Here is a 23,878-nt window from a genome sequence, read left to right as displayed (position 1 = left end):
TGGGCTGTGTGCGCGGGGCTGGCCGCGAGGGCTGTGCCTGCCGGTCCGGCCGCTCGGGGGTTTGCTTGCTGGTCCGCGGCCCGGGGCTCTGCAGGCCGGGCCAGCCGCCTGGGTTGTGCCTGCCGGTCCAGCACCCTGGGCTGCGCCTGCCGGTCCGGCCATCCTGGGCCGTGGCCGTCGGTCCAGCTGCCCTGGGCCGTGCGCGCTGGTCCAGCTGTCCGGGGCCGTGCGAGCCGGGCCCGTCGCCCCGGCCTGTGTCCGCCGGGCCGGCCACCTGGCTGCGCCTGCCGGTCCGGCCATCCTGGGCCGTGGCCGCTGGTCCAGCTGTCCGGGGCCGTGCGAGCCGGGCCCGTCGCCCCGGCCTGTGCCCGCCGGGCCGGTACCCCTGGCCGCGCCTGCCGATCCAGCCCCCCCGGGCTGTGCCCGCAGGTTCAGGCCTCCCGGGCCGAGCCCCGCAGGTCCAGCCCCCCGGGCCGTGCCCACAGCCCCAGCCCCCCCCCGGGCCGTGCCCGCCGGCCCGTACCCGCGTCGCCGAGCGCCGTAGGGGACCTCGTACGCTCGACGCCGTGTCCCCTCATGTCCTGATCCTCGGCGGCACGGCCGAGGCCCGTGTTCTGGCCACCGCGCTGTGCGCACGCCCCGGTGTCCGGGTCACCACGTCCCTCGCGGGGCGGGTGGCACGGCCGGGCGCGGTCGACGGGGACGTGCGCGTCGGAGGCTTCGGCGGCGCCGAGGGGCTGGCCGCGTGGTTGCGGCGGGAAGGCGTGACCGCGCTCGTCGACGCCACGCACCCCTTCGCCGAGTCGATCACGGCCAACGCGGCACGGGCCGCGGCGGCGACCGGCGTGCCGGCGATGGTGCTGCGCCGACCGGGGTGGCGGCCGGGGCCCGGGGACCGCTGGCACCCGGTCCGTTCCCTGGACGCGGCGGCGGACCTGCTGCCCCGTCTCGGCCGCCGCGTGTTCCTCACCACGGGACGCCTGGGACTCGCCTCGTTCGCACACCTGGCCGACCTCCACTTCGTGGTGCGGTCGGTGGATCCCCCCGAGCCGCCGCTGCCGCCCGACACGCACGTGCTGCTGGCCCGGGGCCCCTTCACGGTGCCCGGCGAGACGGCCCTGCTGCGCGAGCACCGCGTCGACGTGCTGGTGACCAAGGACAGCGGGGGAGCGGCCACGGCGGCCAAGCTGACCGCCGCGCGGGACCTCGCGCTGCCGGTCGTGGTGGTCGGGCGGCCGCCGCTGCCGGAGGGCGTGCCGGCGGTTCCCGACGTGGCGGGGGTGCTGGAGCGGCTGGGCCCCGCCGCGCTCTGAGTGCCCCGCGCCCGCCGTCCCGGAGGACCCGGGGACTCGGCACTCGGGGACAGGACCTGAGCCGGGCGCGTCACGCCCCGCTCGTCACCGGCGTCCTCGCCGGCCCGGTCGGCAGTCCGTGGCTCAGGTCCTCCACCAGCAGCCGTTTCGCGATCGCGTCGACCGCGATGCGCAGGTCGGCGTCCGAGGGGCGCCCGATGTCCTGCCCCAGCCGGTCCTCCAGCCACGCCGCCCACGCCCTGCTGATGACCGCGGCCTCCCGGGCACCGGCCTCCGTGTGGGACAGCACCGACCCGTGGCGGGTCAGGAACCCCTCCTCGACCATCCGCTCGAAGACCGGCAGCAGCACCTCCGGCGGCATCCGGCGCCGCGCGGCGATCAGCCCGAGGCTGGCGTGCCCGACCAGCCGTGTGAACAACTCGACCTGCATCACGGCCCACGCCCCGGCCACGTCCAGCCGGGTGTCGGACTCCTGCACGATCCGGCGGGCGGTGTCCAGGTCCGTCCGGCCGATGATCTTCCCTACGGCGGCTTCCAGCACCCGCTGGGAATCCGCGCCGTGCGGCGAGGCGAACCCCTCGCCGAGGTCGGTCGACCCGGTCCGCGCGGTGTCGCGCAACCGCACCTGCTTGAGGAACAGGGCGACGAGGAAGCCCAGGACCGCGACCGGAACGGTCCACAGGAACACCGTCTGCAGCGTGTCCGCGTAGGCGTCGATGACCGGGGCCGCCGTGGCCGACGGCAGCTCGTGCACGCCCTCCGGGCTGGTCGCGGCCCTGCCGAGGCCGGCCGGGTCCACCTCACCGGCCCGCGCCGCCTCGGCGACTCCCTCGCGCAGGTTGGGCGCCAGCGCGTTGGTGTAGATCGTGCCGAACACGGCCGTGCCGAACGAACTGCCCAGCGTACGGAAGAAGGTGACGCCGGAGGTCGCGGTGCCGAGGTCGGCGTAGTCGACGGTGTTCTGCACCGCGATCGTCAGCACCTGCATGCTCAGCCCGATGCCGGTCCCCAGCACGAACATGTACAGGGACTCCAGCCCCGCGCCCGTGCCCGGCCCCATCAGGGACATCAGGTACAGGCCCACGCCCATCACCAGCGAACCGACGATCGGGAACAGCCGGTAGCGGCCGGTCCTGCTGACCACCGTGCCGCTGAACACCGACGCGATGAGCAGCCCCGCCACCATCGGCAGCGTCCGCACGCCGGACACCGTGGCCGAGTCGCCGTCGACGTACTGCAGATACGTCGGCAGGTAGGTCAGCGCGCCGAGCATCGCGAAACCGACGATGAAGCTCAGCACCGAACAGACCGTGAACACCGGGTTGGCGAACAGCCGCATGGGCAGCATCGGTTCGCGCGCCCGCGACTCCACCCGGCAGAACACCCCGAGCGCGACCACACCGCCCACGAACAAGCCGATGATCACCCCCGAGCCCCAGGCGTACTCGTTGCCGCCCCAGCTCGTGGCGAGGATCAGCGCGCTGGCGCCGACGGCGACGAGCGCGATGCCCAGGTAGTCGATGACGGGCCGGACCGCCGACTTCACCACGGGGATGGTCCGGGCGGCCGCCACGACCACCACGATGGCGATGGGCACGTTGACGTAGAACGCCCAGCGCCAGGTCAGGTGGTCGGTGAACAGCCCGCCCAGCAGCGGCCCGACGACGGTGGCCACGCCGAACACCGCCCCGATCGCGCCCTGGTACTTGCCGCGCTCCCGCAGCGGGATCACGTCCGCGATCAGCGCCATGGACGTGACCATGAGCCCGCCCGCGCCGATGCCCTGCATCGCCCGCCAGGCGATCAGCAGCGGCATGTTCGTGGCCAGACCGCACAGGAACGACCCCGTGATGAACACGATCGCCGACACCTGGAAGACCAGCTTGCGGCCGAACAGATCGCCGAACTTGCCCACCAGCACGGTCGCGACGGTCTCCGCGAGCAGGTACGAGGTGACCACCCACGACATGTGCTCGGCGCCCCCCAGGTCCGAGACGATGGTCGGCAGGGCGGTCCCGACGATCGTCTGGTCGAGCGCCGCGAGCAGCATGCCGAGCATGATCGTCACAAAGACGACGTTGCGGCGGCGGGTGTCCAGCACCGGCGGCTGGGAGGCGGGCGGGGCGGTTTCCTCCACGACGGTCACGTCGTCACCTTCACACCTGTGGGCTACGTGCGCATGCCAGAACGTCCGCACGGGTGCCCGGTGTCGTGCGCCCCAGTCGTGTCAGTCGCGCGGGTTGCGCCGCAGCAGATACGTGTCCATGATCCAGCCCTTGCGCTCACGCGCCTCGGCGCGCAGCCGCTCGATGCGCGGGGCGGCCTCGGCGATCGGGCCGGAGACCAGGATCTCGTCCGGCGTGCCGATGTAGGCGCCCCAGTAGATGTCGACGTCCTCGTCCGCGTACCGCCGGAACGCCTGGTGCGCGTCGAGCATCACGACCACGTCGTCCACGCCCTCCGGGAAGCCCTCCGCGAGCCGCCGGCCCGTGGTGATCTGCACCGGCCGGGCGACGCGGTTGAGGCCCGTGCGGTGCCGGGCGACCAGCGCGGAGACGCTGCTGATGCCGGGCACGACGTCGTACTCGAACGCCACGGTGCCGCGCTCCAGCACCTCCTCCAGGATCGCCAGGGTGCTGTCGTACAGCGCGGGGTCGCCCCACACCAGGAACGCGCCGGTCTGCTCCGCGCCGAGCTCCTCGGTGATCAGCCGCTCGTAGATGTCGGCCCGGGCGCTGCGCCAGTCCCCGACGGCGGGGGAGTAGGCCGCGCCGCCGGCCCGCCGGTCCCGCTCCGGGTCACGGGCTTCGACGACCCGGTAGGTGCCCTCCTCGACGTGCGTGCCGAGCATGTCCCGCCGCAGCGCGGTGAGGTCCGACTTCACCTCGCCCTTGTCCAGGATGAAGAACACGTCCGTGCTCCGCAGTGCCCTGACCGCCTGGAGCGTGAGCTGGTCGGGGTCGCCCGCGCCGATACCGATGACATGAATCTTTCGCACGCCCCGAGTCTGCCGCACGCGCGGAGGCGGCCCTGCACCGCGTCCCGGGTGGGCCGGTGCCGGTGCCGGTGCCGATGCCGGGTGAGCCCGGCTTGGACGGCCGTTGCCGGTGCCGGGTGGGTCGGTGCCGGGGTGGGGCCGGGTCAGGTCGGCTCAGGTGGACGGCCCGCGCAACCGGGGTGCCCGCGCTCCCGCGTCCACGGCCCGGCCCTCCCGCTCGACCTCGCGGGCCAGCTCCCGGGCCCAGGCGGCGACGGTATCGACGTCGATGCCGTGCGGCCGGACGCGCCCGGAGCCCGACACCCACGTCTCCGCCGCGCTCGCGCCCCGCCGCAGCAGCCGGGCACCGCCCGTGAGGTTGCCGCGGGCGGCGTGCGTGAGGCCCACGGCGAGCTGGGCGAGCCCTCGCCACAGCTCGCGTTCCTCATCGGGGCCCGACTTCCACGCGTCCTCGAACACCTCGTGCGCGTGGAACGGTTTCCCCTCGTCGAGCAGTCGCTGCGCCTCGGCGACGGTCTCCTCCGGCGTACGGACCACGCCCTCCGGCTGGCGCGGCACGCCGTCCGCGCCGTACGGCAGGGGACGGCCGAGCCCGTCCCGCGGCCGGGCGTTGCGAGCCCGGCCCTCCGCGTCGCGGTCCCGCGCGCCGCCGGGCCGGTCCGAGTAGGTCTCTCCTGTGCTGCCCATACGCCGATTGTCCCGCCCGGGCCGCTTTCGGCACGGCCAGGGGTGTGGGGTAAAGTGCTGTTCGCGCGATCACGCGGTTCACCGCGGGTGGCGCGCACCGGGACGTGGCGCAGCTTGGTAGCGCACTTGACTGGGGGTCAAGGGGTCGCAGGTTCAAATCCTGTCGTCCCGACGGTGCGAGAGGTCCCCGCAGGCGGATGCCTGCGGGGACCTTTTCCGTCAGGCGACGGGCGCTCACGGCACGCGATGCCCGTAGAGCCAGTCCAGCCGGCGGTGGTACACGCGCGGCGCCAGCTTCCCGAGCAGCCACAGGGGCACGTGGGCGAAGCGGCCCTCCCGGTGGAAGCGCTGCCCGTTCTGCCGGGAACCGGCCTGCACGCGTGCGGTGCGCGGACGCCTTGCGGCGGCGTACGACCGCAGTGCCCCCGGTACGTCGTCGATGTGTTCGAGCCGGTCGGCCAGGACCCGCGCGTCCTCCAGGGCCATGGTGGCGCCCTGCGCCAGGTAGGGCAGCATCGGATGGCACGCGTCACCGAGGAGCGCGACCCGCCCGTCCACCCACGTCTCCAGCGGATCGCGGTCGAACAGCGCCCAGCGGAAGTGGGTCTCCGCCTCCCGCAGCGCGGTGGTCACCGTGGGGTGCCAGCCCGCGAAGTCGGCCAGCGCGTCCTGCCGGGTGCCCCGCTCGGTCCAGGACTCGCCCCGCCACGCGTCGCGCTCCACCACCGCCACCAGGTTGGCCAGGGTCCCGCCGCGCAGCCGGTAGGTGATGGCATGCCGCCGCTCACCCACCCAGAGGCACGCGGTGGGCGGCGGCGCGTCCCGGCCCAGGCGCTCGACCGGGACGGTGACCCGCCAGGCGACATGGCCGGTGAACCGGGGTGCGCCGGCCCCCAGCATCCGCTCGCGGATCGCCGAATGGATGCCGTCCGCCCCGACGAGCAGGCTCCCGCCGATCCGCTTGCCCGAGTCGAGGACCGCCGTCACGCTCCGCGGCCCCTGCTCGTAGCCGCGCACGGCCGACCCCGTCAGCAGCGTGATGTCCGGACCGCCGCCGGCCGTCCCGGCGAGCAGGGCGTCGAGCAGGTCGGAGCGGTGGACGTGCAGGTAGGGGGCTCCCCACCGCCGTACCGCGGTCTCGGCGAGTTCGACGCGGAAGACGCGCCGGCCGGAGCGGCCGAGCCGCATCTCGACCGCCTCGGGCCGGAACGTCGTGGGCAGCAGCTGTTCCAGCACGCCGAGGGAACTCAGCACCCGCACCCCGTTCGGGCTGAGCTGGATGCCCGCGCCGATCTCCCCGACGGCCGCCGCACGCTCCAGCACCGTCACCCGCCAGCCGGCACGGCCGAGGGCGAGCGCGGCGGCCAGTCCGCCGATCCCGGCCCCCACCACGAGCGCGTGCCGCGCGTCCCGGTCCGCTTCCATGAGCCCTCCCCCGTGAGACGCAGCGGACCGTCGCCGTCCGCTGCCCGCCGTCCCCACCCCGCGGCCCGTCGCCGGGGGCCCGTGGAGGGCAGGCTCCCACTGTCCTCCGCCGCACCGGGCGGCGGGCAGTCGCAGACCCGTCACGCTCGGGACGCCGCACCCGGGCGGCCTGAGGATGGTAGAAGCGGACATGACCTTTTCGATCTTCCCGCGCCACCGCCGCCCGGCCGGTGCCCGATGACCGCCGGCATCGACACCCCCGACCGCAGGGGCCGCACCGGACTCGACCGCACCGGCCGGGACCTCACCGGCAACCCACGCGTCAGGGTGCGCGACGTGAGGCTCCTGTCCAGCCACTGGTACGTCGAGCGGACCACGACCTTCGACTACCGGCACGCCGACGGCACCTGGAGCACCCAGGAACGCGAGACGCACGACCGCGGCAACGGGGCCACGATGCTGCTCTACGACGCCGAACGCGAAACCGTCCTGCTCACCCGCCAGTTCCGCTTCCCGGTGTACGTCAACGGGCACCCCGACGGCATGCTCGTGGAGACGCCGGGCGGCCTGCTCGACGACGAGGACGAGCACCCGGAGATCGCCGTACGGCGCGAGGTCGTGGAGGAGACGGGCCACACCATCGGCGAGGTGCGGCACGTCTTCGACGTCTACATGAGCCCCGGCTCGGTCACCGAACGGGTCAGCTTCTACGCCGCCGCCTACGGTCCGTCGACCCGCACCCACGAGGGAGGCGGCCTCGGCGAGGAGGGCGAGGACATCGAGATCCTCGAACTGCCCTTCCGCAGAGCCCTGGAGATGATCCGCACCGGCGAGATCGCCGACGCCAAGACCATCATGCTGCTGCAGTGGGCGGCGCTGGAGGGGCCGTTCGCCCGCTGACGCCCCGCGTCCTTGACTTCGAGCGCTCTTCAACAGGAAGACTCCCGTGCGTGCCCCGAGGCCCGGGGCGCGCACGGGAGGAGCATCCATGAAGTACCGCACGATCGGCACGGACCCGCGCACGCGCCGCGAGGTGAGCGTGCTGGCACTGGGCGCCATGCTGTTCGGCTCGGTGACGGACGAGGCGACGTCCTTCGCCCTGCTCGACCGCTATGTCGAGGCCGGCGGCACCTTCATCGACACGTCCGACAACTACGCCTTCTGGGTCGACGGCGGCCAGGGCGGCCAGAGCGAGGAACTGCTCGGGCGCTGGCGGCGCAGCCGCGGCGTCGGCGACGAGATCGTCGTCGCGACCAAGCTCGGGGCCCGCCCCCTGGCCCCCGGCACGAGCTACACCGACAATCCCGAGGGCCTGTCGGCGAAGGTGATCCGCGAGTCGGCGGAGCGCAGCCGCGAGCGCCTCGGCATGGAGAAGCTGGACCTGCTGTACGCGCACATCGAGGACCGCACCGTCCCCCTCCAGGAGACCGTCGAGGCCTTCGGCGCGCTCGTCGCCGAGGGCACGGTGGGACTGCTCGGCGCCAGCAACCACGCCACCTGGCGCGTCGAGCGGGCCCGGTCCCTGGCGGCCGCGGCCGGACTGCCCGGCTACGAGGTGCTCCAGTACGCGCACACCCACCTGCGGCCCCGCACGGACGTGCCCGACGACCTCTTCCCGGACGGCAGCCTCGGCCACGCCGGCCCCGACCTGCTCGGCTACCTGAGGGCCGAACCCGCCCTGACACTGGTCGCCTACTCACCCCTGCTGAAGGGTGCCTACAGCCGCCCGGAGCGGCTCCCCGCCGACTTCGACCACCCCGGCACCCCGGCCCGACTGGCGGTACTGCGCGAGGTGGCCCGGGAGACCGGGGCGACCGTAAACCAGGTGGTGCTGGCCTGGCAGATCGGCGGCGACCTGCCGATCGTCCCGCTGGCCGGGGTCTCCTCCCTGGCCCAGCTGGAGGAGAACCTGGCCGCGGTGGACCTGGAACTGACCGAGGAGCAGCGGGCCCGGCTCGACGCGGCGCACTGACAGCCGTGGGACGGTGGAGGGGTACGGTCCTCCGGCCTCCCGGACCCCGACAGGTGTGGACCGGTCCACTCCGGGAGGCGCGGACCCTCGCGAACCGCCTGCGCGCGAAGGAGACACCGGCCATGACCACCCACCCGGCCCACCCCGCCGCCCGGTCGATCACCACCACCCCCGAAGGCCTCCTGTGGGAGCCCAGCGAGCGCTGGGTGCGCGGCCGCAAGGGCGACGTCACCGTCGTCGACAGCCGCCACCCGGTGCTCGTCTGGGAACCGGGCCTGCCCGTGCCCCAGTACGCCTTCCCGCACGCGGACGTCCGCACCGACCTCCTGCGCCCGGCGGCCGACCCGCCCACCGGCACCCACACCGGCTCCCAGGTCTTCTACGACCTGGTCGCCGACGGCGAGACACGCCCGAACGCGGCCTGGACCTTCCCCGCCGACGACCTGGCCGGCCACATCGCCTTCGAATGGTTCCGGCGCACCGACACGGGCCTCGACCACTGGTACGAGGAGGACGAGGAAAGCTTCATCCACCCCCGTGACCCGCACAAACGCGTGGACGCGCTGCCCAGCAGCCGCCACGTGCGGATCGAGGTCGACGGGCACCTCGTCGCGGACACCCACGCGCCGGTCCTGCTCTTCGAGACGTCCCTGCCGACCCGGTACTACCTGCCGCGCGAGGACGTACGCCTGGACCTCTTCGAGCCCACCGACCACCACACCGGGTGCCCCTACAAGGGCACCGCCTCCTACTGGACCTGGCGCGGCGAGGGCGACGTGCCGCCGGACCTGGTGTGGACCTACCCCGACCCGCTGCCCGCGGTGGCGGCGATCCGCGGACGCCTCGCCTTCTTCAACGAGGTCGTGGACATCACGCTGGACGGGGAGCGGCTGGAGCGGCCGGAGACGCCGTTCAGCGGGATGCTGCGGAAGGCGGGCCGCCGCCGCTGAAGCCGTCGAGCAGGGCGTCGAGACCGGCCGCGAGACCCTCGGGCCCACCCCGCTCGGCGAGCGAGGCGGCCGTGTCCCGCAGGGTCGGCAGCTCCTTGGGGGACAGCCGGTGCAGCCCGAGCCGGAAGGCCGGATCCGTCTCATCGGGGTTGTCGACCATGGGGCGCAGTTCCACGGTCACGTAGCCCAGCAGCCAGGCGGTGAAGGCGCGGAACACGGCGGAGGCGGTCGTCTCGCCGAACCCGGCTCCCCGCAGCAACGCGAGCACCCGCTCGTGGTCGCGCAGCACGGCGGCGGGACGGCGGGCCAGGGGGACCGCGAGCAGACGGGTGGCGAGCAGGGGCACGGCCTGGGGATGGGCCAGGCATACGTCGTAGGTCGCCCGGGCGATTTGGTGCAGCCCGGCCCGCCAGTCGGCGACCGACTCGCCGGCCGGTGGCAGCCGGTCCTCCAGCTCCAGGTACAGGGCCTCGACGAGGCCGTCGAGGAGGGCGTCCTTGTTCGAGGCGTACCGGTACAGCGCCATGGCCTCCACGCCGAGCTCACTGCCGAGGCGACGCATGCTGAGGGCGGAGAGGCCTTCCCGGTCGACCAGGTCCAGGGCGGTGGCCAGCACCCGGCCCCGGTTCAGCCGGCCGTAGCGGCCGCGGTCGCTGGCGCGACGCGCCGGGCCGTTCCTCGAACTGTTCGCCATTCGTCTCTCCTCACGGTGCTGCCGAGTCCTCCGTGACCGCGTATGGGAGGTAAACACGGCCCGTCCGCCTCCGTCTTGACGGGCTGTACCACCCGTAGCAGGCTGGACGTAAACGTCGTAAATATACGACGGAGGAACATACTCCCATGACTTCCGTGCCCGTCTTCCTGTACCACGCCGTCACGGACAATCCGCCGGCCTGGATAGCGCCGTTCACCGTCCGGCCGGCGAGGTTCGCGGCACAGCTCGACCGGCTGACGGCCGCCGGGCGTACGGTGATACCACTTGCGGAACTGGTCGCTGCCATGCGTCACGGGACGTCATTGCCGTCGCGTCCCGCAGTCCTCACCTTCGACGACGGCTTCGCAGACTTCTGGCGTTCGGTGTATCCCCAACTCGCCACCCGTGGTTTTCCCGCCACCCTCTACATCACCACCGGGGCGGTGCGCACTCCCGGCGGGAGCGCCGGAGAAAGTCTGTTGCCGCCCGCCGACATGCTGAGCTGGCGGCAGATAAGAACGCTGGACGTCGCAGGGGTGGAAATCGGCGGCCATTCCCGCACTCATCCGCAGCTGGACACGTTTCCGCGGCGCAAGCTGGTCGACGAGATCGTCGGCTGCCGAGAGACGCTGGAGAACGAACTGGGTCACCGGGTCTCCACGTTCGCCTATCCCCACGGCTACTCCGACGCCCGAGTCCGGCGCGACGTCCACGCAGCCGGGTGGGGCTCGGCCTGCGAGGTCGGCAACGCGTTCAGTTCACCGCGTGACAACCCGTTCCGGATCTCCCGCTTGACGGTTCGCGCCGACACGCCGATCGGTGTCTTCCAGGACTGGGTCGACGGCCGAGGCGCCCGGACCGCACCCTTCCGTGAGCGCCCGCGGACCAGGGCATGGCGTCTGTATCGCCGTGCACGGTCCCGGCTGGGCACCCCGGTCGGGGGGCCACCGTCCGAGCCTCGCCGCAGCCTCAGCGAAGCAGGAGGACGGTCGTGAGGATAAAGGTCGTTTCCCCGGCCGATTTGAGGCCCGCCGAGGTGGCCGCTTGGCGCGACATCCAATCGGAGTCATCGCAGTACGCCAATCCGTTCCTCGGCCCCGATTTCGCTCGAGCTGTCTCTGCCGTGCGTCCGCGAGTCCGCGTCGCCGTGGCGGAACAGGCGGGGGATTCCGTGGCGTTCTTCCCCTTCGAGCACGGGGCGCTGGGGGTGGGTTGTGCTGTGGGGCTGGGGGTCTCCGACTGTCAGGCCGTGGTGCAGCGCCCCGGGGCCGTACGTGAAGCCGAGCCTCTCCTGCGGGCCTGTGGGCTCACGGTGTGGGAATTCGACAATCTCGTCGGTGACGCACCGCCTTTTTCTCCTTTCGCTCGCAGGTTCCACCCGTCCGCCGTCATGGATGTGAGTGACGGATACGAACAGTACAAGGCTCGGGTGTCGCAGAACTCCAAACGGTTTCTTGGTGACATGCGACGATTCACTCGCAAGCTGGCACGAGAAGTTGGGGACATCCGTTTCGTCTTCGATGAGAGGGATCCGGAGCAGTTGCGTACGCTGATGCGATGGAAGTCCGCACAGTACCGCAGAACAGGGCGTCGGGACCGCTTCGCGAAACCCTGGATAGCCGAGTTGTTGAGGCGACTGCACGCGGCCCGCTGCGAATCGTCACCGGTTGGCGTTCTGTCGGTCCTTTATGCCGGCGGGCAGCCCGTCGCCACGCATTTCGGGCTGTGGTCGGAACGGGTTTTCGCCACGTGGTTTCCTGCTTATGACACACACTTCGCCAGGTACTCGCCGGGAATGCTGCTCTATCTGAGGATGGCGGAGGAGGCCGCTGGGGCGGGCGTGGCCTACCTGGACCTGGCGCGTGGCGCGAGTCAGTACAAGGACACGCTGAAGACCAGGGATCAGACCGTGGCGGAGGGGTGGGTGGCGCTGCCGTCCGCCGGCGCCGTGACCCACTGGCTGCGCCGGGTACCGGTCGGGATCGCTTACGACGCCGTGCTGGAGAGGCCGTACCTGCGCCAGGCGGCCCGCAGGACGCTGAACGGCGTCGGTGCCTTGCGGACGCGATGGACCGAGTCCCCCGTCACCTGATCGAGGACGTCCTGCTCGCGCTTCCTGACGGCGTCCCGGCAGAGGGCGCGGCGGGAGGAATGGTGTGACGAATGAACTCACCCTATTACTGCCGCAGCACGAGCTGAACGCCGGGAGAAAGCGGCCCGCCGTGATAGACAGACTGCATATGAAACCTGAGGATCGTCAGCGCATTTTGCCGCCCCGGCAGAGGGGGGTCGCCTTCTCCCCGGCCGCGTCGAACGGGTCGCGAGAAATCCGCTCCGTGCGCCTGTTCGCTTACGTCGCCCTCCTTGCCGCGGTGGCCACATGGCTACTTTCTCTGCGCAATGTGAATGTGGAGGGGATGGGCGTCTATGGCCTCGTGGAGGTGCTACCGATCTCCTTTTGGGTGGCGGCTGCCCTGCTGGCTTTCGGTTTCTGCGCGGCCCTTTCAGACCGGCGTACCCGGGACAGGCTCTACGCGGGATATGTTCTGGCGCTCATCGCGATGCTCCATGCCACAGCCCCCATCGCCTACGGCCGTCTGAGCGACAACTGGGCGTGGAAGCACGTGTCGATGATCGACGTATTGCTTCGCGTCGGCGAGCTGCCTGTCGTCGACGATCGCGGGCTCGATCTCTATCACCATTGGCCGGGCTTCTTCGCCCTGAACGCCGTGGTCGTCGAGGCGACCGGTATCGATTCGGCACTCTCCTATGCCGCCTGGGGTTCCGCGGTCGCCGACGCTCTGCTGCTCGCCCCGCTCATCATCCTGTACCGATCATTTTCCCGCAGCAGGAGACTGTCCTGGGCGGCGGCCTGGGTGTTCTACACCTGCCTCTGGGTGACGCAGGATTACTTCGCCCCCCAGACACTGACGTTCCTGTTGTACGTGACCGTTCTGGCCATCGTCGTGAGGCGCCTCCCCCACTCGAGACAGGCACCGGGTGGCGCTGGGGGAGCGGCTGGTGGGCGCCCGTCGATCCGCTGGATGCTGCTGGTGTTGTGCATCGTTGCGGCGATCACGTGCTCGCATCCCCTGACGCCGGTGATGCTGATCATCACTCTGGCCGCCCTGGCCCTGCCGAGGCGGAACCGGCCGACAGTACTGCCGATCCTGGTCGGGACCGTCGCCCTGAACGTGGCCTGGGGTCTCACGGTGGCCAGGCCGTTCTTCTCGGCCAACGCCCAGGAGATGATCCAGGGCGTCACACAACCCGAGTCGAACGCCAGCGCCGGTCTCCTCGACCTCGCCGGCGCGACCGATGCGCAGGTACTGGTCGCCTGGACGGACCGCGCCCTGTCGGGCACGGTGTGGGTGCTCGCGGCAGCGGCCCTGCTTCTCCGGCCGTCGCTGCGTCGCACGCCGCTTCCACTGCTCGCGGGCGCCCCGTTGGTGCTGCTCGCCCTCAACAGTTACGACGGCGAGATGCTGTTTCGCGCCTACATGTTCTCCCTGCCGGCGATGGCCTTCGGCGCCACCGCGATGCTCGCCGCGCCACGCCCGCGGAGAGTCGCACGCCGACTGGTGCTGCCGGTGGCACTGCCCGTGCTCTTCGCAGGTTTCACCATCTGCTACTTCTGCAACCCCGACGGGGCGACGGCTCTCTACTTCACACGCTCCGAGGTGGCGGCCAGCCGCTGGTTGTTCGATCACGCGCCCCGCGGTGCAGTCGTGACCGCTGTCACCGAGGACGTTCCTGCCGGTTACACCGACTACGACCTGCATCCGAGCGTGTGGATCGAGCTGCAGGAAGAACCCGACAAGAAGCGATTCGCGACCGATCCGGCAGGCACACTCGCATCGCTTGTCGCCGGGCGGGAGGGCCCCGTGTACCTGATGCTCAACAGGGCGCAGGAAGGCAGGATCCGGGCAACGGGACTCATTCCTGCCAGCATGTCGAAAGTCGACGGCATGCTCGCCGACCATCCGGCTTTCCGCATGGTGTTCCAGAACAAGGACGCCAAGATCTACCTCTTCACTCCGGCGGAGACCCAGGAGAACCGATGAACCTCTGGGCCCGCTCTGCGATTCTGATTCTTGCCGCGTGGTGTGCGCCGGCCGCCCTCGAACTGCCTGCCGGGAGCGCTCTGCGTGTGGTCGTCGTGATGGGAGGGATGTTGGTGTTCCCGGGCCTCCCGCTGGCACTGCGACTGCCGTCCGAGCGACATGCCGGCCGAGGTGTGCCTGGCAGGACCGCGCAGCACATGGCCGTACTGACGGGAGCAGTCAGCGTGTCCAGCGCTCTTCTTGTCGCCATGACCCTGACGCTGACCGGAGCCCTCACGGCACAGCGGGCTCTTGTGATCGTGGCGGTGGTGTCGACGGTGGCGACACTGGCTCCGCCCTGGCGCCGCGCCGGCCACTCCGGACCGGGGGATGGATGATCATTCCTGCCAGGCGCGAACGTAGTCCACCCGCATGTCCGCCGGGAGTTTCGTCGGCCCGCCGACCTCTGGCTGAATCGAGTAGTTCAGCATGAACCACTGCGGGACGTCGGTGACTCCTTCCGTGACGGCACCGACGAGCTCGCCGTCGTAGTAGTACTCCACACGCCCGGGCTGCCAGTTCGCCCCGTAGGTGTGCCAGCCCGTGAAATCGCCCTTGGCGCACCCACCCTTTTCGCCCCCGTCGCCCGGCGCCGAGCGAAAGTGGAAGCAGGCACGGCCCAGCAATCCCTCCATCACGTCGTTCTCCCCGTCTTGTGGCCACTCCGCCCCGACCTGCCAGAACGCCGGCCAGTTCGCGATCACTCCGGGTGCCGCCGCCGGAAGGTGAATACGGGCCTCCACGGCTCCGAACCGCTGCTGGAAGTGATCCCGCGTATTCACCATCCCGGAGGCGTAATCCGTCGTCCTCCCTCCGCAGGTGACGCGCTTTCTCTCGGCCCGGATGTTCAGCGCCCCGTCGGACACCGCCACCAGAGCGGAGTCGTAGCACTGCAGTTCATCGCTGTTGACGGGCTCGGTCACATCGACACCGCCGCTGCCGTAGGGACTTCCGACTGTCCACTTCTCCTCGTTCAGCCCGGTGCCGTCGAACTCATCGCTGAACACGAGGTGCCAGTCGCCCGGCATTCCTTCGGGGCGTGGCGCCTCCTCGGGGGCCGAGCAATTGGCGGTGGTGAAGGTGGCGGCGATACCGATCAGGACGTTCGCGAGAGACGTGTGTCGCGAGGGGCGTTTCCGGGAGAAGGGTCGGAGCATGGCGGCATCGTTCTCCAGCGGGTCGTTCGGGGGTCCTCAAGCGGTGGAGGAAAGGAGACCGGCGGTCACCGTCCGTATCAGCCGTCGAGATCCGCGGAGCAAGGCGTACCCATTCGTGAGCGCGCGGTCTGCGGCGTAACGGCGAGTGACCCTCCGTCCGTCCACGAGTTGTTCGAATTCCTGGAGAGAGGTGCTGCGTCGCACCGTGACTCGTTTCAGAGCGTAAGGTCCCTGGGATGGCCGAGCCAGCGCATTGCCCACGGAGAGTGACTGCGCGAAGCCTGCGGCTCGCACCACCCTGCGGACCCGATGGCTGGAATAGCCGTACGGGTAAGCGAACGAGACGGGTGCGGCGCCGAGCTCTTCGCCGATGATGTCCCAGCACCTCAGCACCTCGAGCCACAGGTACGCATCGGCGAGCTGGTCCAGCTGGGGATGGGTGTGGCTGTGACCGCCGATCTCGGTTCCGGCCGCCGCCAGTTCGCGTACCTGCCGCCAGTCGAGCATGGTGTCCAGGGCGCATGCCGTGTCGTAGGGGCCCCGCAGCCAGCCGGTCGAGACGAAGAGAGTCGCCGGGAATGCGTGCCGGGCCAGCAGAGGAAGGGCATGGCGATGGACACCCTCGTAGCCGTCATCAAACGTGATCAGTACGGGATGGAGGGGAAGGGGCGGGCCGCCGCGCCATGCCGCTGCCAGCCGCGCCGTGGTCACAGGAGCGCAGCCGCGGTCGGCCAGGAGCCGCATCTGGTCCGTGAACGCCCGCGGTGAGACGGACAGAGCGTGCGTCGAGGGCCGGGGGTCATGGGCCACCGCGTGGTACATGAGAATGGGAACGGACTGAGTCACCGCGACCTCCCTCGATGAAGCGTTCGGACGGCAGTGGCGAAGCGCCGCCCGGAACCGGGCCTGCGGGGAGGGTGGGCAGCTCCGAGTCCACCGACACTGGTCCGGCACGCCGGACGGCCAGACTGCCGACGAGATATCCGCTCGCCGCCGAAGCCAGGCCGGCCACGATGGCGCAGGCCCTGCCCACGCCGCCCGGCTGCCCGGACAGCGCCTGGCTCAGATGGCGCGCAGCCCCCGAGGAGAGGACACGTGCGGTGTAGCGGCGTTCGGACTGCAGGCCCATGCCCGCACCGACGCTGCGTGCCACGCGTGCCTTCGACAGCCCCTCGGCATAGGTGCGACGGCGGAAGTAGGCGAAGCGCTCCCGGGAGGCGGGGACCTTGTGGTGGATCACCGCTCGGTCGTCGACCAGAAGTACCGCGTGGGGGGCGGCGCGGGTCAGGCGGATACAGAGCTCTGTCTCCTCGCATCCCAGCGGGTGCTTGCCACCGTCTCTGCCGATACCGGTCGCGAAGCCACCCACGAGGTCGAAGGCCGCGCGGCGGAAGGAGGCGTTGCCTCCGAACACGTTGCGCACCGGGACCCGGCCCCGCGGGAAGCCCACGTACGTACAGCCGACCACCCAGTCGAACTCTGCCGGGAACCAGGACGGCCGGTGCCCGGAACTCCATGCCGGCACCGTGCGTCCGCCGACCGCCATGACCCGCGAGTCCGTGTAGGCCGTGGCGAAGTGCAACAACCAGTCCTCTTCGGCCACCGCGTCGTCGTCGAGGAACGCCACGACCGAGCCGCGGGCGGCGGCGATGCCGGTGTTGCGGCCCGCCGACAGGCCGGGTGGCCCAGCGTTCGCCATCACCCGTACCGTTGCCCCGGCTTGACCGTACCGCCGGAGCAACCGATCGAGCAGGGCCGGGTTGTGGTCGACCACCAGTAGCGTCTCCAAGGCCGGAAGCGACTGGATCCGTACCGAGGACACCGCCGCCAGGATGTCCTCCCACCGTTCCTCGGTGTACACGCAGATCACCACGGAGATGTCGACGGAGTTCGCTCTCCGCGTCTCGCTGCGGCCGGGCGCGGTGCTCATGGCAGCGGCTCCGAGCGGTGGGGCAGCCAATGCGACCGCCAGATCAACAGGTACAGCGCCAGTACGGACTGGGACGTGAGCCAGGCGACACCCGCACCACTCAGGCCGAGCACCGGCAGGAGCAAGGCGGCGAGGCCCATCACCGCGACGCACAGGGCGAACTGAAGTCCCACCACCATGCGCATGTTCCGACGGGCGCGGGCCACATCGACCGCCAGGCTGACCACCAGGTTCGGCAGCGCGGAGAGGGCCACAAGCCGCAGCAGTGTCGTTCCGTGCAGGCTGTACTCCGGACCGAACAGCGACAGGATCCCGGGCGCGAAGACGATCGTGCCGCCTGCGGCGAGTGCCAGCAACACGCCCGAATGACGCAGCATCCGGTCAGCGTGCGCGGGCAGTCGCGCGGGGTTGCGCACGGCCTCCACGATCAGCGAACTGCCCATGTTCGTCGTCACCAGATAGAGCATGAAGCCGACGACCCATGCCAGCGAGAAGTAGGCGCTCTGCTCCGCACCCAGGCTGTTGAGCACCAGTAGCGGCGCGAATGTGTAGGCCGCCATGCGGAAGAGCGAGCCGACGTAGTCCGCGGCCGCGTATCCGACCAAGCGGGGCGGGCGGGCGGTTTCCGGAGCGCCCTGCTCATGACGGGGCACCGCGCGCCGCATGAGGTAGACGTTGACCACGAAGAAGGAGACGGCGAAGGCGCCGGCCCAGGACAGCAGGATGCCGCTGAACACGGCGAGGGCTGCGCCTACGGCCAGCAGCACGTTGCGCACCACGGCGAACATCAGGTTCTCCGCCATGACCCATGAAGGGCGCCTCACTCCGGTCAGAGCGCCGTCCTGCAGGATGAACATGGCATAGCCGACCGTGGCCGCCACGAAGCAGAAGCCGGTCCAGGGAGTCAGCAGGAAACCGAGGTCGGGCGCGATGTGGGGCACCAGCAACAGGAAGGCCACCGCGGCCAGCACGCTGCAGGCGGTGCCCGCCGCATAACAGGTGAGGATCAGCCCGCGGGTGTGCCGTCCCGCGGACGGTACGAACCGGACGAGGACGTCGGAGAGGTTCAGTTGACCGACGCAGGCGAGCAGCGTGACGGCGGAGAGAGCGGAGTAGCTGAGACCCACCGCCCGGTCGTCGTACCAGCGTGAGGCGCAGATCCAGAAGACGGCTCCCAGTGCGGCGTTCGCCAGGGAGGCGACGGCCAGGAGGTGTCCGTTGCGCAGCAGTGGATCCCGAGGGAGGGCGGCGGAGATTCCGGCTCGCAGTCCGGCGACACCCGCTTCAGGTTGCGCACGCACGGCTGCTCCAGGCGAGGTGACGGCGACCGCGTAGATATCCCACCGGTCCGTATGCCAGGCCTTCGATCTCGAGCAGGGCCAGCCGCCGCGACCAAGCTGCGTCCTCACGGCGGGCACGTGTGCGGGACCTGGCGGCCGCGTACCGGATGCCGCCGGGGAGCCTGCGCAGCAGGGCGGGCAGCATGCCTGGATGGTGGGCGAGCGCTGCGGTCAGATAAGCCCCGAAGCCGGCGCCGTACCCGAAGGCCTGGGCGGGCAGGGCGTCTGCGGTGCGTCGGTGACGGTGCCAGACGATCGCGTCGGGCCGGTAGACGAGGGTACGGCCGCTGACCACCACCTGGAAGAAGGCGAGCAGGTCCTCCCCGCCGTGCGCGGGTGTCCCCGGGCCGGTGGCCGGGTCGAATCCGCCGAGGGCCCTCAGCACGTCGGTGCGGAAGGCCATGTTGGCTCCGGAACCGAAGTGGCCCGCCGCGAACGGGAAGAGAGGATCGTCGGGTGGATCCCGCAGCGACCAGGAACGGGGACTGAACCCCTTGCCGAAAGCGCCGTGCCGTTCCAGGGCGGCCTGAGCATCGGTCTGCAGCTCGGCGGGCACGATGAGGCCCGTCACGCAACCGATCCGCCGGTCTCCCGAAAAGGCCTGGGCGAGCGCTGACAGCCATCGGGCGTCGACCAGGGTGTCGTCATCCGCGTACGCCACCAGAGTGCCGTGGGAAGCGGCCAGCCCGCGGTTGCGCGCTCTGGCCCCGCCCACGACGGGTTCTCTCAGGTACCGGACCCGGTCGCGGTATGCCGTGTGGACGAGATGCTCGGCCGCCGCGTTCGCGGGGGCGTTGTCCACCACGATGATCTCGAACCGCGAGCTCGGGTACTCCGCTCTCAGCAGGGAGTCCAGGCACTGGCGCAGCAGACCGCAGCGATTGTGGGTGGGGACGACCACGCTGATGTCGGGCGTGTCACCGGTCCCGCCCCCTGCGGGCGGATCGGGGGGCGCAGCGAGTTCGTGGCGGGACGACTCGGCAAGGGTGCGCCACAGTTCCGCCGGATCGGCGCCGCTGCTCGACACCAGGCCCAAAGGATGGCCCTGCCGTCGTACGAGTGCCAGGACGCGGCCCCGGGGATGGATGTGCGCCCGGCTGCCGGGAGGGCTGAACCTGCCCGGCTCGGCCAGGTCGATGTCGACGACTGTCGCCGGGCCGTCACCGGGGAGGAGCGGCGCGGGCCCGATCACAGTCATGGACTGCTCCGTCCGGGCGGAGCCGACCGTGCTCCGGGCCGTTCCGAGAGGAGTACGCGCAGCACACGCCGTCCGTCGGACAGGGCGTGCAGGTGGGAACGGCCGCTGCGGCGAGGCGACTCGAGACTCGGGACCTCTGCGATCCGCAGTCCGGAGCGGAGTGCGTGGGTGATCATCTCGGTCTCGATCTCGAAACCGGAGGAGTGGAGGTCGAGGTCGTCCAGGAAGCTTCGGCGGAAGGCGCAGAAGCCATAGCACAGATCGGTCAGTGACGTGTGATAGAGGTGGTTGGCGGCCGCCAGCAGAGTGCGGTTGCCCAACCGCCGGAAGCGCGTGATGTCGAGAGAGCCCCCGCCGGCGATGAATCTCGAGCCCTTCACGAAGTCATAGCCGTTGTCCAGGAAGTGCACATAGTGAGGGATTTCGGCCGGGGTCATGCTGCCGTCCGCGTCCAGCATCACGATGTAGTCGCAGGTCGCTGCACGGAAGCCCGTACGCAGCGCGTTGCCCTTGCCGGGACCGCTCTGTCGGACATGGCGGACGGCGGGCAGGCAGTGCCGCGCCATGTGCACGGTGGCGTCCCGGGAATCGCCGTCGACCAGAATGACCTCGTCGACGCAGTCCGGGATCTGCTCGAAGACCCAAGGGATGTTGCGTGCCTCGTCGCGTGCGGGTACGACGAGGCTCACGGTCGCACGTGGCGGGGGGCGATCCTCCGCCCGGCGCAGGGGGTGAGCGGGGCGCTGGGAGGACGGGCGGGGCGCGACCCTCGAGGGAACGGGGCCGCTGGAACCGGGCATGGGAGCGAGAACGGGGTCGGGCTGAGGGGAGGGGCTGGAGTTCATGGTGCCTGTGTCTCCGGGAGTCGATGCGGCGGCGTCCGTGATGCTCCTCGCGGGTGGAGACGTCATACGTTTACTTCGTATACGTACATGTTCGTCCGTTTCGGGTCGTCTGGTCAAGTGCGGGGATACGCGGCGAGGACGACCGTCGAGTGGACCGGGAGGAGCGATGCGCTGCCGCACCTCGGCTGCGCATCGGCCGCGAGGGCCGTACGGTGGAGGGGCGGCACAGTGCATGACGGCGTACTCCCGATCATGAGTCCACCCATCGAGGATTACGCGCTGATCAGCGACCTGGAGACCGCCGCCATGGTGGGCAAAGACGGGTCCGTGGACTGGCTGTGCCTGCCCCGTTTCGACTCGCCCGCCTGCTTGGCCGCCCTGCTGGGCACGCCGGACCACGGGTTCTGGCGGGTCGCTCCTGCCGCCGGGGGACGTTGCACACGTCGCGCCTACCGGTCCGACACACTCGTCCTGGACACGGAATGGGAAAGTGCCACCGGTGCCGTGCGGGTCACGGATTTCATGCCACCACGCACTCAGTGGCCGTGCGTGTTCCGCTTGATCGAAGGCCTGCGCGGCTCGACACCCATACGCAGCGAACTGCGGCTGCGCTTCCACCAAGGGCGCGTCGTGCCGTGGATCAGGGCCACCGAGTGCGGCACGGTGGCCGTCGCCGGGCCGGACTCCGTCTGGCTCAGTGCCTGCGGGCCGATCCGAACCTCCGGCCGGCAGGGCTCCACGGTGCTCGAGCAGACCGTCTCGGCCGGGCAGCGGCTGGCCTTGACGCTGGTGTGGTCGCCATCGCACCTGCCCGAGGCGCCCGCGCCGCTGTTCCTTCCCGCGGAGACGGCGTTGAAGGAGACCAGCGATTTCTGGCGGCGATGGACCGCCCAGTGCTGCTACCGGGGGCAGTGGAGGGAAGCCGTGGTGCGCTCCCTCATCACGCTCAAGGCGCTCACCTATGCCCCCACCGGCGGCATCGTCGCGGCGCCGACCACCTCGCTTCCGGGAAGTATCGGAGGGGAGCGGAACTGGGACTATCGCTACTGCTGGCTGCGGGACTCCACTCTGACCCTGTCCTGTCTGCTGCGCAGCGGGTACCGCGACGAGGCGATCGCGTGGCTGGACTGGCTGGTGCGGGCCATCGCGGGAGCTCCCGCCGATCTCCAGACGGTCTACGGAGTCGGGGGCCAGCGGCTCCTGACGGAGACCGAGGCGCCGTGGCTGCCGGGGTACGAAGCCTCACGACCGGTCCGGTTCGGGAACTCGGCGGTGAGCCAGTTCCAGCTGGACGTGTACGGGGAAGTCCTGGACACGCTCTGCCTGTCGTTGCAGGAGGGGATTCCCCTGCCTGCGCGCGTGTGGAGCCTGGCGGAGGCATTGATGGGGCACCTTCACCAGCACTGGCGGCAGCCGGATCAGGGCTTGTGGCAAGTGCGAGGGCCGCGACGGCAGTTCGTGCACTCCAAGGTCATGGCGTGGGTGGCTGCCGACCGTGCTCTGCGGATGGGGAGGCTGCTCGGCAGGAACGGGTCCTCGGGAAAGTGGCGCGCCATGCGGGACGAGGTGCACCGCGAAGTCTGCCGAGAGGGCTGGGACGCGCGGCAGGGGAGCTTCGTACAGTCCTACGGCTCATCGGCCCTGGACGCCTCGGCACTGCTGATTCCCAGACTGGGCTTCCTGCCGGCCGAGGACGAGCGGGTCTGTCGCACGGTGGAGGCCATGGGGCGGCTGACACACGGCGGATTCGTCCGCAGGTACGGTCGAGGCGGACAGGGTGTGCACCGGGTGGACGGTCTGCGGGGTTCCGAGGGTACGTTCGTGTCCTGTTCGCTCTGGTACGCCGACGCACTCGCCGCGACCGGGCATCTGCAGCAGGCCAGGCAGGCCTTCGAGCGGGTTCTCGCCATCCGTAACGACGTGGGCCTGCTCGCCGAGCAGTGGGACCCGGACGCGGGGCGTCAACTGGGCAACGCACCGAAGGCGTTCAGCCACATCGCGTTGGTCGAGACGGCGTTCGCCTTGTCGGCTGCGTCGGAGCGGCGTTCCCGTGGTGCGGCGGTCCGCGCCCGCTGCTGACCGCCGGCCCGGAGGTGGCCCCTCACTCCAGCCGGTCCGGCCGTCCACGGCCGCGTGAGTGAGGCTCGGGCCCCCGCGCGCCCGCCTACTCCTTGCCTCCCGGCCGCCGCGCGGAGTCCACGTATCCGCTCGGGTTCAGCTGCTGGAACCGCCAGGCGTCCCGGCACACGTCCGCGAGGTCCCGGGTCGGGCGCCAGCCCCAGGCGCGTCCCACGGCCGAGGCGTCGGCGATCAGTTCCGCCACGTCCCCGGGGCGGCGGGGCGCTACGTCGTAAGGGATGGGTCTGCCGCAGGCGCGGGAGAATGCGGTCACGACCTCGAGGACGGAACTGCCCGCGCCCGCGCCCAGGTTGTACACGTGCATGCCCGGCGCGTCGCCCAGGTGGTCCAGCGCGGCGCGGTGCGCCTCGACGGCGTCCATGACGTGCAGGTAGTCGCGGATCGCGGTGCCGTCACCGGTCGGATAGTCGTCGCCGAACACGGAGAGCCGCTCGGACCGTCCCACGGCCACCCGGGCGAGGTGCGGCATCAGGTTCTCGGGCGGGTGGCGCGGATCCTCGCCGAGGAGCCCGCTGGGGTGCGCCCCGGCCGGGACCGGGTAGCGCAGGCACACCACCGCGTAGGCCGGGTCGCGGTGGCACACGTCCGCGAGGATCTGCTCGCAGATCCACTTGGAGGACGCGTAAGGGGTTCCCGGCCGTGCGGGGGTGGTCTCGTCCAGCGGGCCGCGGCCGGCGTCGCCGTAGACCCAGCACGAGGAGGCGTAGACCAGCCGGCGCACCCCGTGGTCGTGCATGGTGTGCAACAGGGCGGTGGTACCGCCGACATTGGTGTCGTAGTAGGGGACGGGCATCCGCGTCGACCTGCTCCCCGCCTTGTGCGCGGCAAAGTGCACGACGGCGTCCACGGAGTGTCGGTCGAAGACGGCGGAGAGGGCGTGCCGATCACGGATGTCCAGTTCGTACACCGCGCCGACGAAGCGGCCGGCGATCCGTTCCACCCGGGCGAAGACCTGGGGGGTGCTGTTGGCGTAGTTGTCGACCACGATCACCTCGTAGCCGTGGTCGAGCAGTTCGACGCAGGTGTGGCTGCCGAGGAAACCGGCCCCGCCGGTGACGAGGACGGTCGAGGGCGCCCATGAGGATCCAGCTCCTCGAGCGGTCGGCGACTGGTTCCTGCGCGCCATG

Annotated in this window: 20 protein-coding genes and 1 tRNA gene; 9 read left to right on the top strand and 12 right to left on the bottom strand. The window is 70.9% G+C overall.

Annotated features, from left to right (window positions below; genetic code table 11):
- Positions 1 to 566 precede the first annotated feature (566 nt).
- Entirely contained in the window at positions 567 to 1,313 is a 747-nt protein-coding gene (locus ACF07N_RS20860) for a cobalt-precorrin-6A reductase (protein WP_392114995.1), read from the top strand.
- Positions 1,314 to 1,383: 70 nt separating this feature from the next.
- On the opposite strand, the gene ACF07N_RS20855 is transcribed toward ACF07N_RS20860, so the two are convergent.
- The 3 genes from ACF07N_RS20855 to ACF07N_RS20845 form a co-directional block, all read right to left on the bottom strand.
- Entirely contained in the window at positions 1,384 to 3,459 is a 2,076-nt protein-coding gene (locus ACF07N_RS20855) for an MDR family MFS transporter (RefSeq protein WP_392114992.1), read from the bottom strand.
- An 81-nt stretch (positions 3,460 to 3,540) separates the two neighbouring features.
- Positions 3,541 to 4,311, bottom strand: a complete 771-nt coding sequence (gene cobF, locus ACF07N_RS20850; RefSeq protein ID WP_392114989.1) for a precorrin-6A synthase (deacetylating) — start codon at positions 4,309 to 4,311, stop codon at positions 3,541 to 3,543.
- 153 nt (positions 4,312 to 4,464) lie between these two features.
- Positions 4,465 to 4,998 carry a DUF309 domain-containing protein gene (locus ACF07N_RS20845; protein WP_392114986.1) on the bottom strand — a complete coding sequence of 178 codons (534 nt, stop codon included), beginning with the start codon at positions 4,996 to 4,998 and terminating at the stop codon, positions 4,465 to 4,467.
- A 98-nt stretch (positions 4,999 to 5,096) separates the two neighbouring features.
- On the opposite strand from ACF07N_RS20845, the gene ACF07N_RS20840 reads away from it, so the two are divergent.
- Positions 5,097 to 5,170, top strand: a tRNA-Pro gene (locus ACF07N_RS20840).
- A 62-nt stretch (positions 5,171 to 5,232) separates the two neighbouring features.
- On the opposite strand, the gene ACF07N_RS20835 is transcribed toward ACF07N_RS20840, so the two are convergent.
- On the bottom strand, positions 5,233 to 6,423 hold the full coding sequence (locus ACF07N_RS20835) for an FAD-dependent monooxygenase (RefSeq protein WP_392114983.1): 1,191 nt from the start codon (positions 6,421 to 6,423) through the stop codon (positions 5,233 to 5,235).
- Positions 6,424 to 6,660: 237 nt separating this feature from the next.
- Here ACF07N_RS20835 and ACF07N_RS20830 point away from each other — a divergent pair, with 237 nt between their 5' ends.
- The 3 genes from ACF07N_RS20830 (at position 6,661) to ACF07N_RS20820 (ending at position 9,345) form a co-directional block, all read left to right on the top strand.
- Positions 6,661 to 7,323: an NUDIX domain-containing protein gene (locus ACF07N_RS20830; RefSeq protein ID WP_383339105.1), complete on the top strand. Its 663-nt coding sequence runs from the start codon at positions 6,661 to 6,663 to the stop codon at positions 7,321 to 7,323.
- A gap of 88 nt (positions 7,324 to 7,411) precedes the next feature.
- Entirely contained in the window at positions 7,412 to 8,395 is a 984-nt protein-coding gene (locus ACF07N_RS20825) for an aldo/keto reductase (protein WP_392114979.1), read from the top strand.
- A gap of 122 nt (positions 8,396 to 8,517) precedes the next feature.
- Positions 8,518 to 9,345, top strand: coding sequence for a DUF427 domain-containing protein (locus ACF07N_RS20820; RefSeq protein WP_392114976.1), 828 nt, complete (start codon positions 8,518 to 8,520; stop codon positions 9,343 to 9,345).
- Here the strand turns inward: ACF07N_RS20820 and ACF07N_RS20815 are convergent.
- A complete protein-coding gene (locus ACF07N_RS20815) occupies positions 9,308 to 10,039 on the bottom strand; it encodes a TetR/AcrR family transcriptional regulator (RefSeq protein ID WP_392114973.1) in 732 nt (243 codons plus the stop codon). The two genes, ACF07N_RS20820 and ACF07N_RS20815, sit on opposite strands and share 38 nt — an antisense overlap.
- 146 nt (positions 10,040 to 10,185) lie before the next feature.
- Here ACF07N_RS20815 and ACF07N_RS20810 point away from each other — a divergent pair, with 146 nt between their 5' ends.
- From ACF07N_RS20810 to ACF07N_RS20800, 3 genes are all read left to right on the top strand, one after another.
- Positions 10,186 to 11,034, top strand: a complete 849-nt coding sequence (locus ACF07N_RS20810; RefSeq protein ID WP_392114970.1) for a polysaccharide deacetylase family protein — start codon at positions 10,186 to 10,188, stop codon at positions 11,032 to 11,034.
- On the top strand, positions 11,031 to 12,131 hold the full coding sequence (locus ACF07N_RS20805) for a GNAT family N-acetyltransferase (protein WP_392114967.1): 1,101 nt from the start codon (positions 11,031 to 11,033) through the stop codon (positions 12,129 to 12,131). Before ACF07N_RS20810 ends, ACF07N_RS20805 begins: the two co-directional genes overlap by 4 nt.
- A gap of 64 nt (positions 12,132 to 12,195) precedes the next feature.
- Positions 12,196 to 14,103 (top strand): glycosyltransferase, encoded by a 1,908-nt coding sequence (locus tag ACF07N_RS20800; RefSeq protein ID WP_392114964.1) that lies wholly within the window; start codon positions 12,196 to 12,198, stop codon positions 14,101 to 14,103.
- Positions 14,104 to 14,480: 377 nt separating this feature from the next.
- Here ACF07N_RS20800 and ACF07N_RS20795 read toward each other — a convergent pair whose 3' ends face one another.
- Genes ACF07N_RS20795 through ACF07N_RS20770 form a run of 6 tightly spaced genes read right to left on the bottom strand, consistent with a single transcriptional unit; the run spans position 14,481 to position 20,456 of the window.
- On the bottom strand, positions 14,481 to 15,299 hold the full coding sequence (locus ACF07N_RS20795) for a family 16 glycosylhydrolase (RefSeq protein ID WP_383582942.1): 819 nt from the start codon (positions 15,297 to 15,299) through the stop codon (positions 14,481 to 14,483).
- A gap of 36 nt (positions 15,300 to 15,335) precedes the next feature.
- Positions 15,336 to 16,121 carry a polysaccharide deacetylase family protein gene (locus ACF07N_RS20790; RefSeq protein ID WP_392115832.1) on the bottom strand — a complete coding sequence of 262 codons (786 nt, stop codon included), beginning with the start codon at positions 16,119 to 16,121 and terminating at the stop codon, positions 15,336 to 15,338.
- Positions 16,099 to 17,229: a glycosyltransferase family 2 protein gene (locus ACF07N_RS20785; RefSeq protein WP_392114961.1), complete on the bottom strand. Its 1,131-nt coding sequence runs from the start codon at positions 17,227 to 17,229 to the stop codon at positions 16,099 to 16,101. Before ACF07N_RS20785 ends, ACF07N_RS20790 begins: the two co-directional genes overlap by 23 nt.
- Entirely contained in the window at positions 17,226 to 18,530 is a 1,305-nt protein-coding gene (locus tag ACF07N_RS20780; protein ID WP_392114958.1) for a lipopolysaccharide biosynthesis protein, read from the bottom strand. The genes ACF07N_RS20785 and ACF07N_RS20780 overlap by 4 nt, the downstream gene beginning before the upstream one ends.
- Positions 18,514 to 19,767 (bottom strand): glycosyltransferase, encoded by a 1,254-nt coding sequence (locus ACF07N_RS20775; RefSeq protein ID WP_392114955.1) that lies wholly within the window; start codon positions 19,765 to 19,767, stop codon positions 18,514 to 18,516. The genes ACF07N_RS20780 and ACF07N_RS20775 overlap by 17 nt, the downstream gene beginning before the upstream one ends.
- A complete protein-coding gene (locus ACF07N_RS20770; protein WP_392114952.1) occupies positions 19,764 to 20,456 on the bottom strand; it encodes a glycosyltransferase family 2 protein in 693 nt (230 codons plus the stop codon). The genes ACF07N_RS20775 and ACF07N_RS20770 overlap by 4 nt, the downstream gene beginning before the upstream one ends.
- A gap of 408 nt (positions 20,457 to 20,864) precedes the next feature.
- Here ACF07N_RS20770 and ACF07N_RS20765 point away from each other — a divergent pair, with 408 nt between their 5' ends.
- Positions 20,865 to 22,691, top strand: a complete 1,827-nt coding sequence (locus ACF07N_RS20765) for a glycoside hydrolase family 15 protein (protein WP_392114949.1) — start codon at positions 20,865 to 20,867, stop codon at positions 22,689 to 22,691.
- A gap of 85 nt (positions 22,692 to 22,776) precedes the next feature.
- Here ACF07N_RS20765 and galE read toward each other — a convergent pair whose 3' ends face one another.
- Positions 22,777 to 23,877 carry a UDP-glucose 4-epimerase GalE gene (galE, locus tag ACF07N_RS20760; RefSeq protein WP_392114947.1) on the bottom strand — a complete coding sequence of 367 codons (1,101 nt, stop codon included), beginning with the start codon at positions 23,875 to 23,877 and terminating at the stop codon, positions 22,777 to 22,779.
- Position 23,878 lies beyond the last annotated feature (1 nt).

The organism is Streptomyces sp. NPDC015242 (assembly GCF_043079125.1).
In the GTDB taxonomy this organism is placed as follows: domain Bacteria; phylum Actinomycetota; class Actinomycetes; order Streptomycetales; family Streptomycetaceae; genus Streptomyces.
Note: the sequence above shows the minus strand (reverse complement) of the source record. Positions and strands in the feature narration are given on the sequence as shown.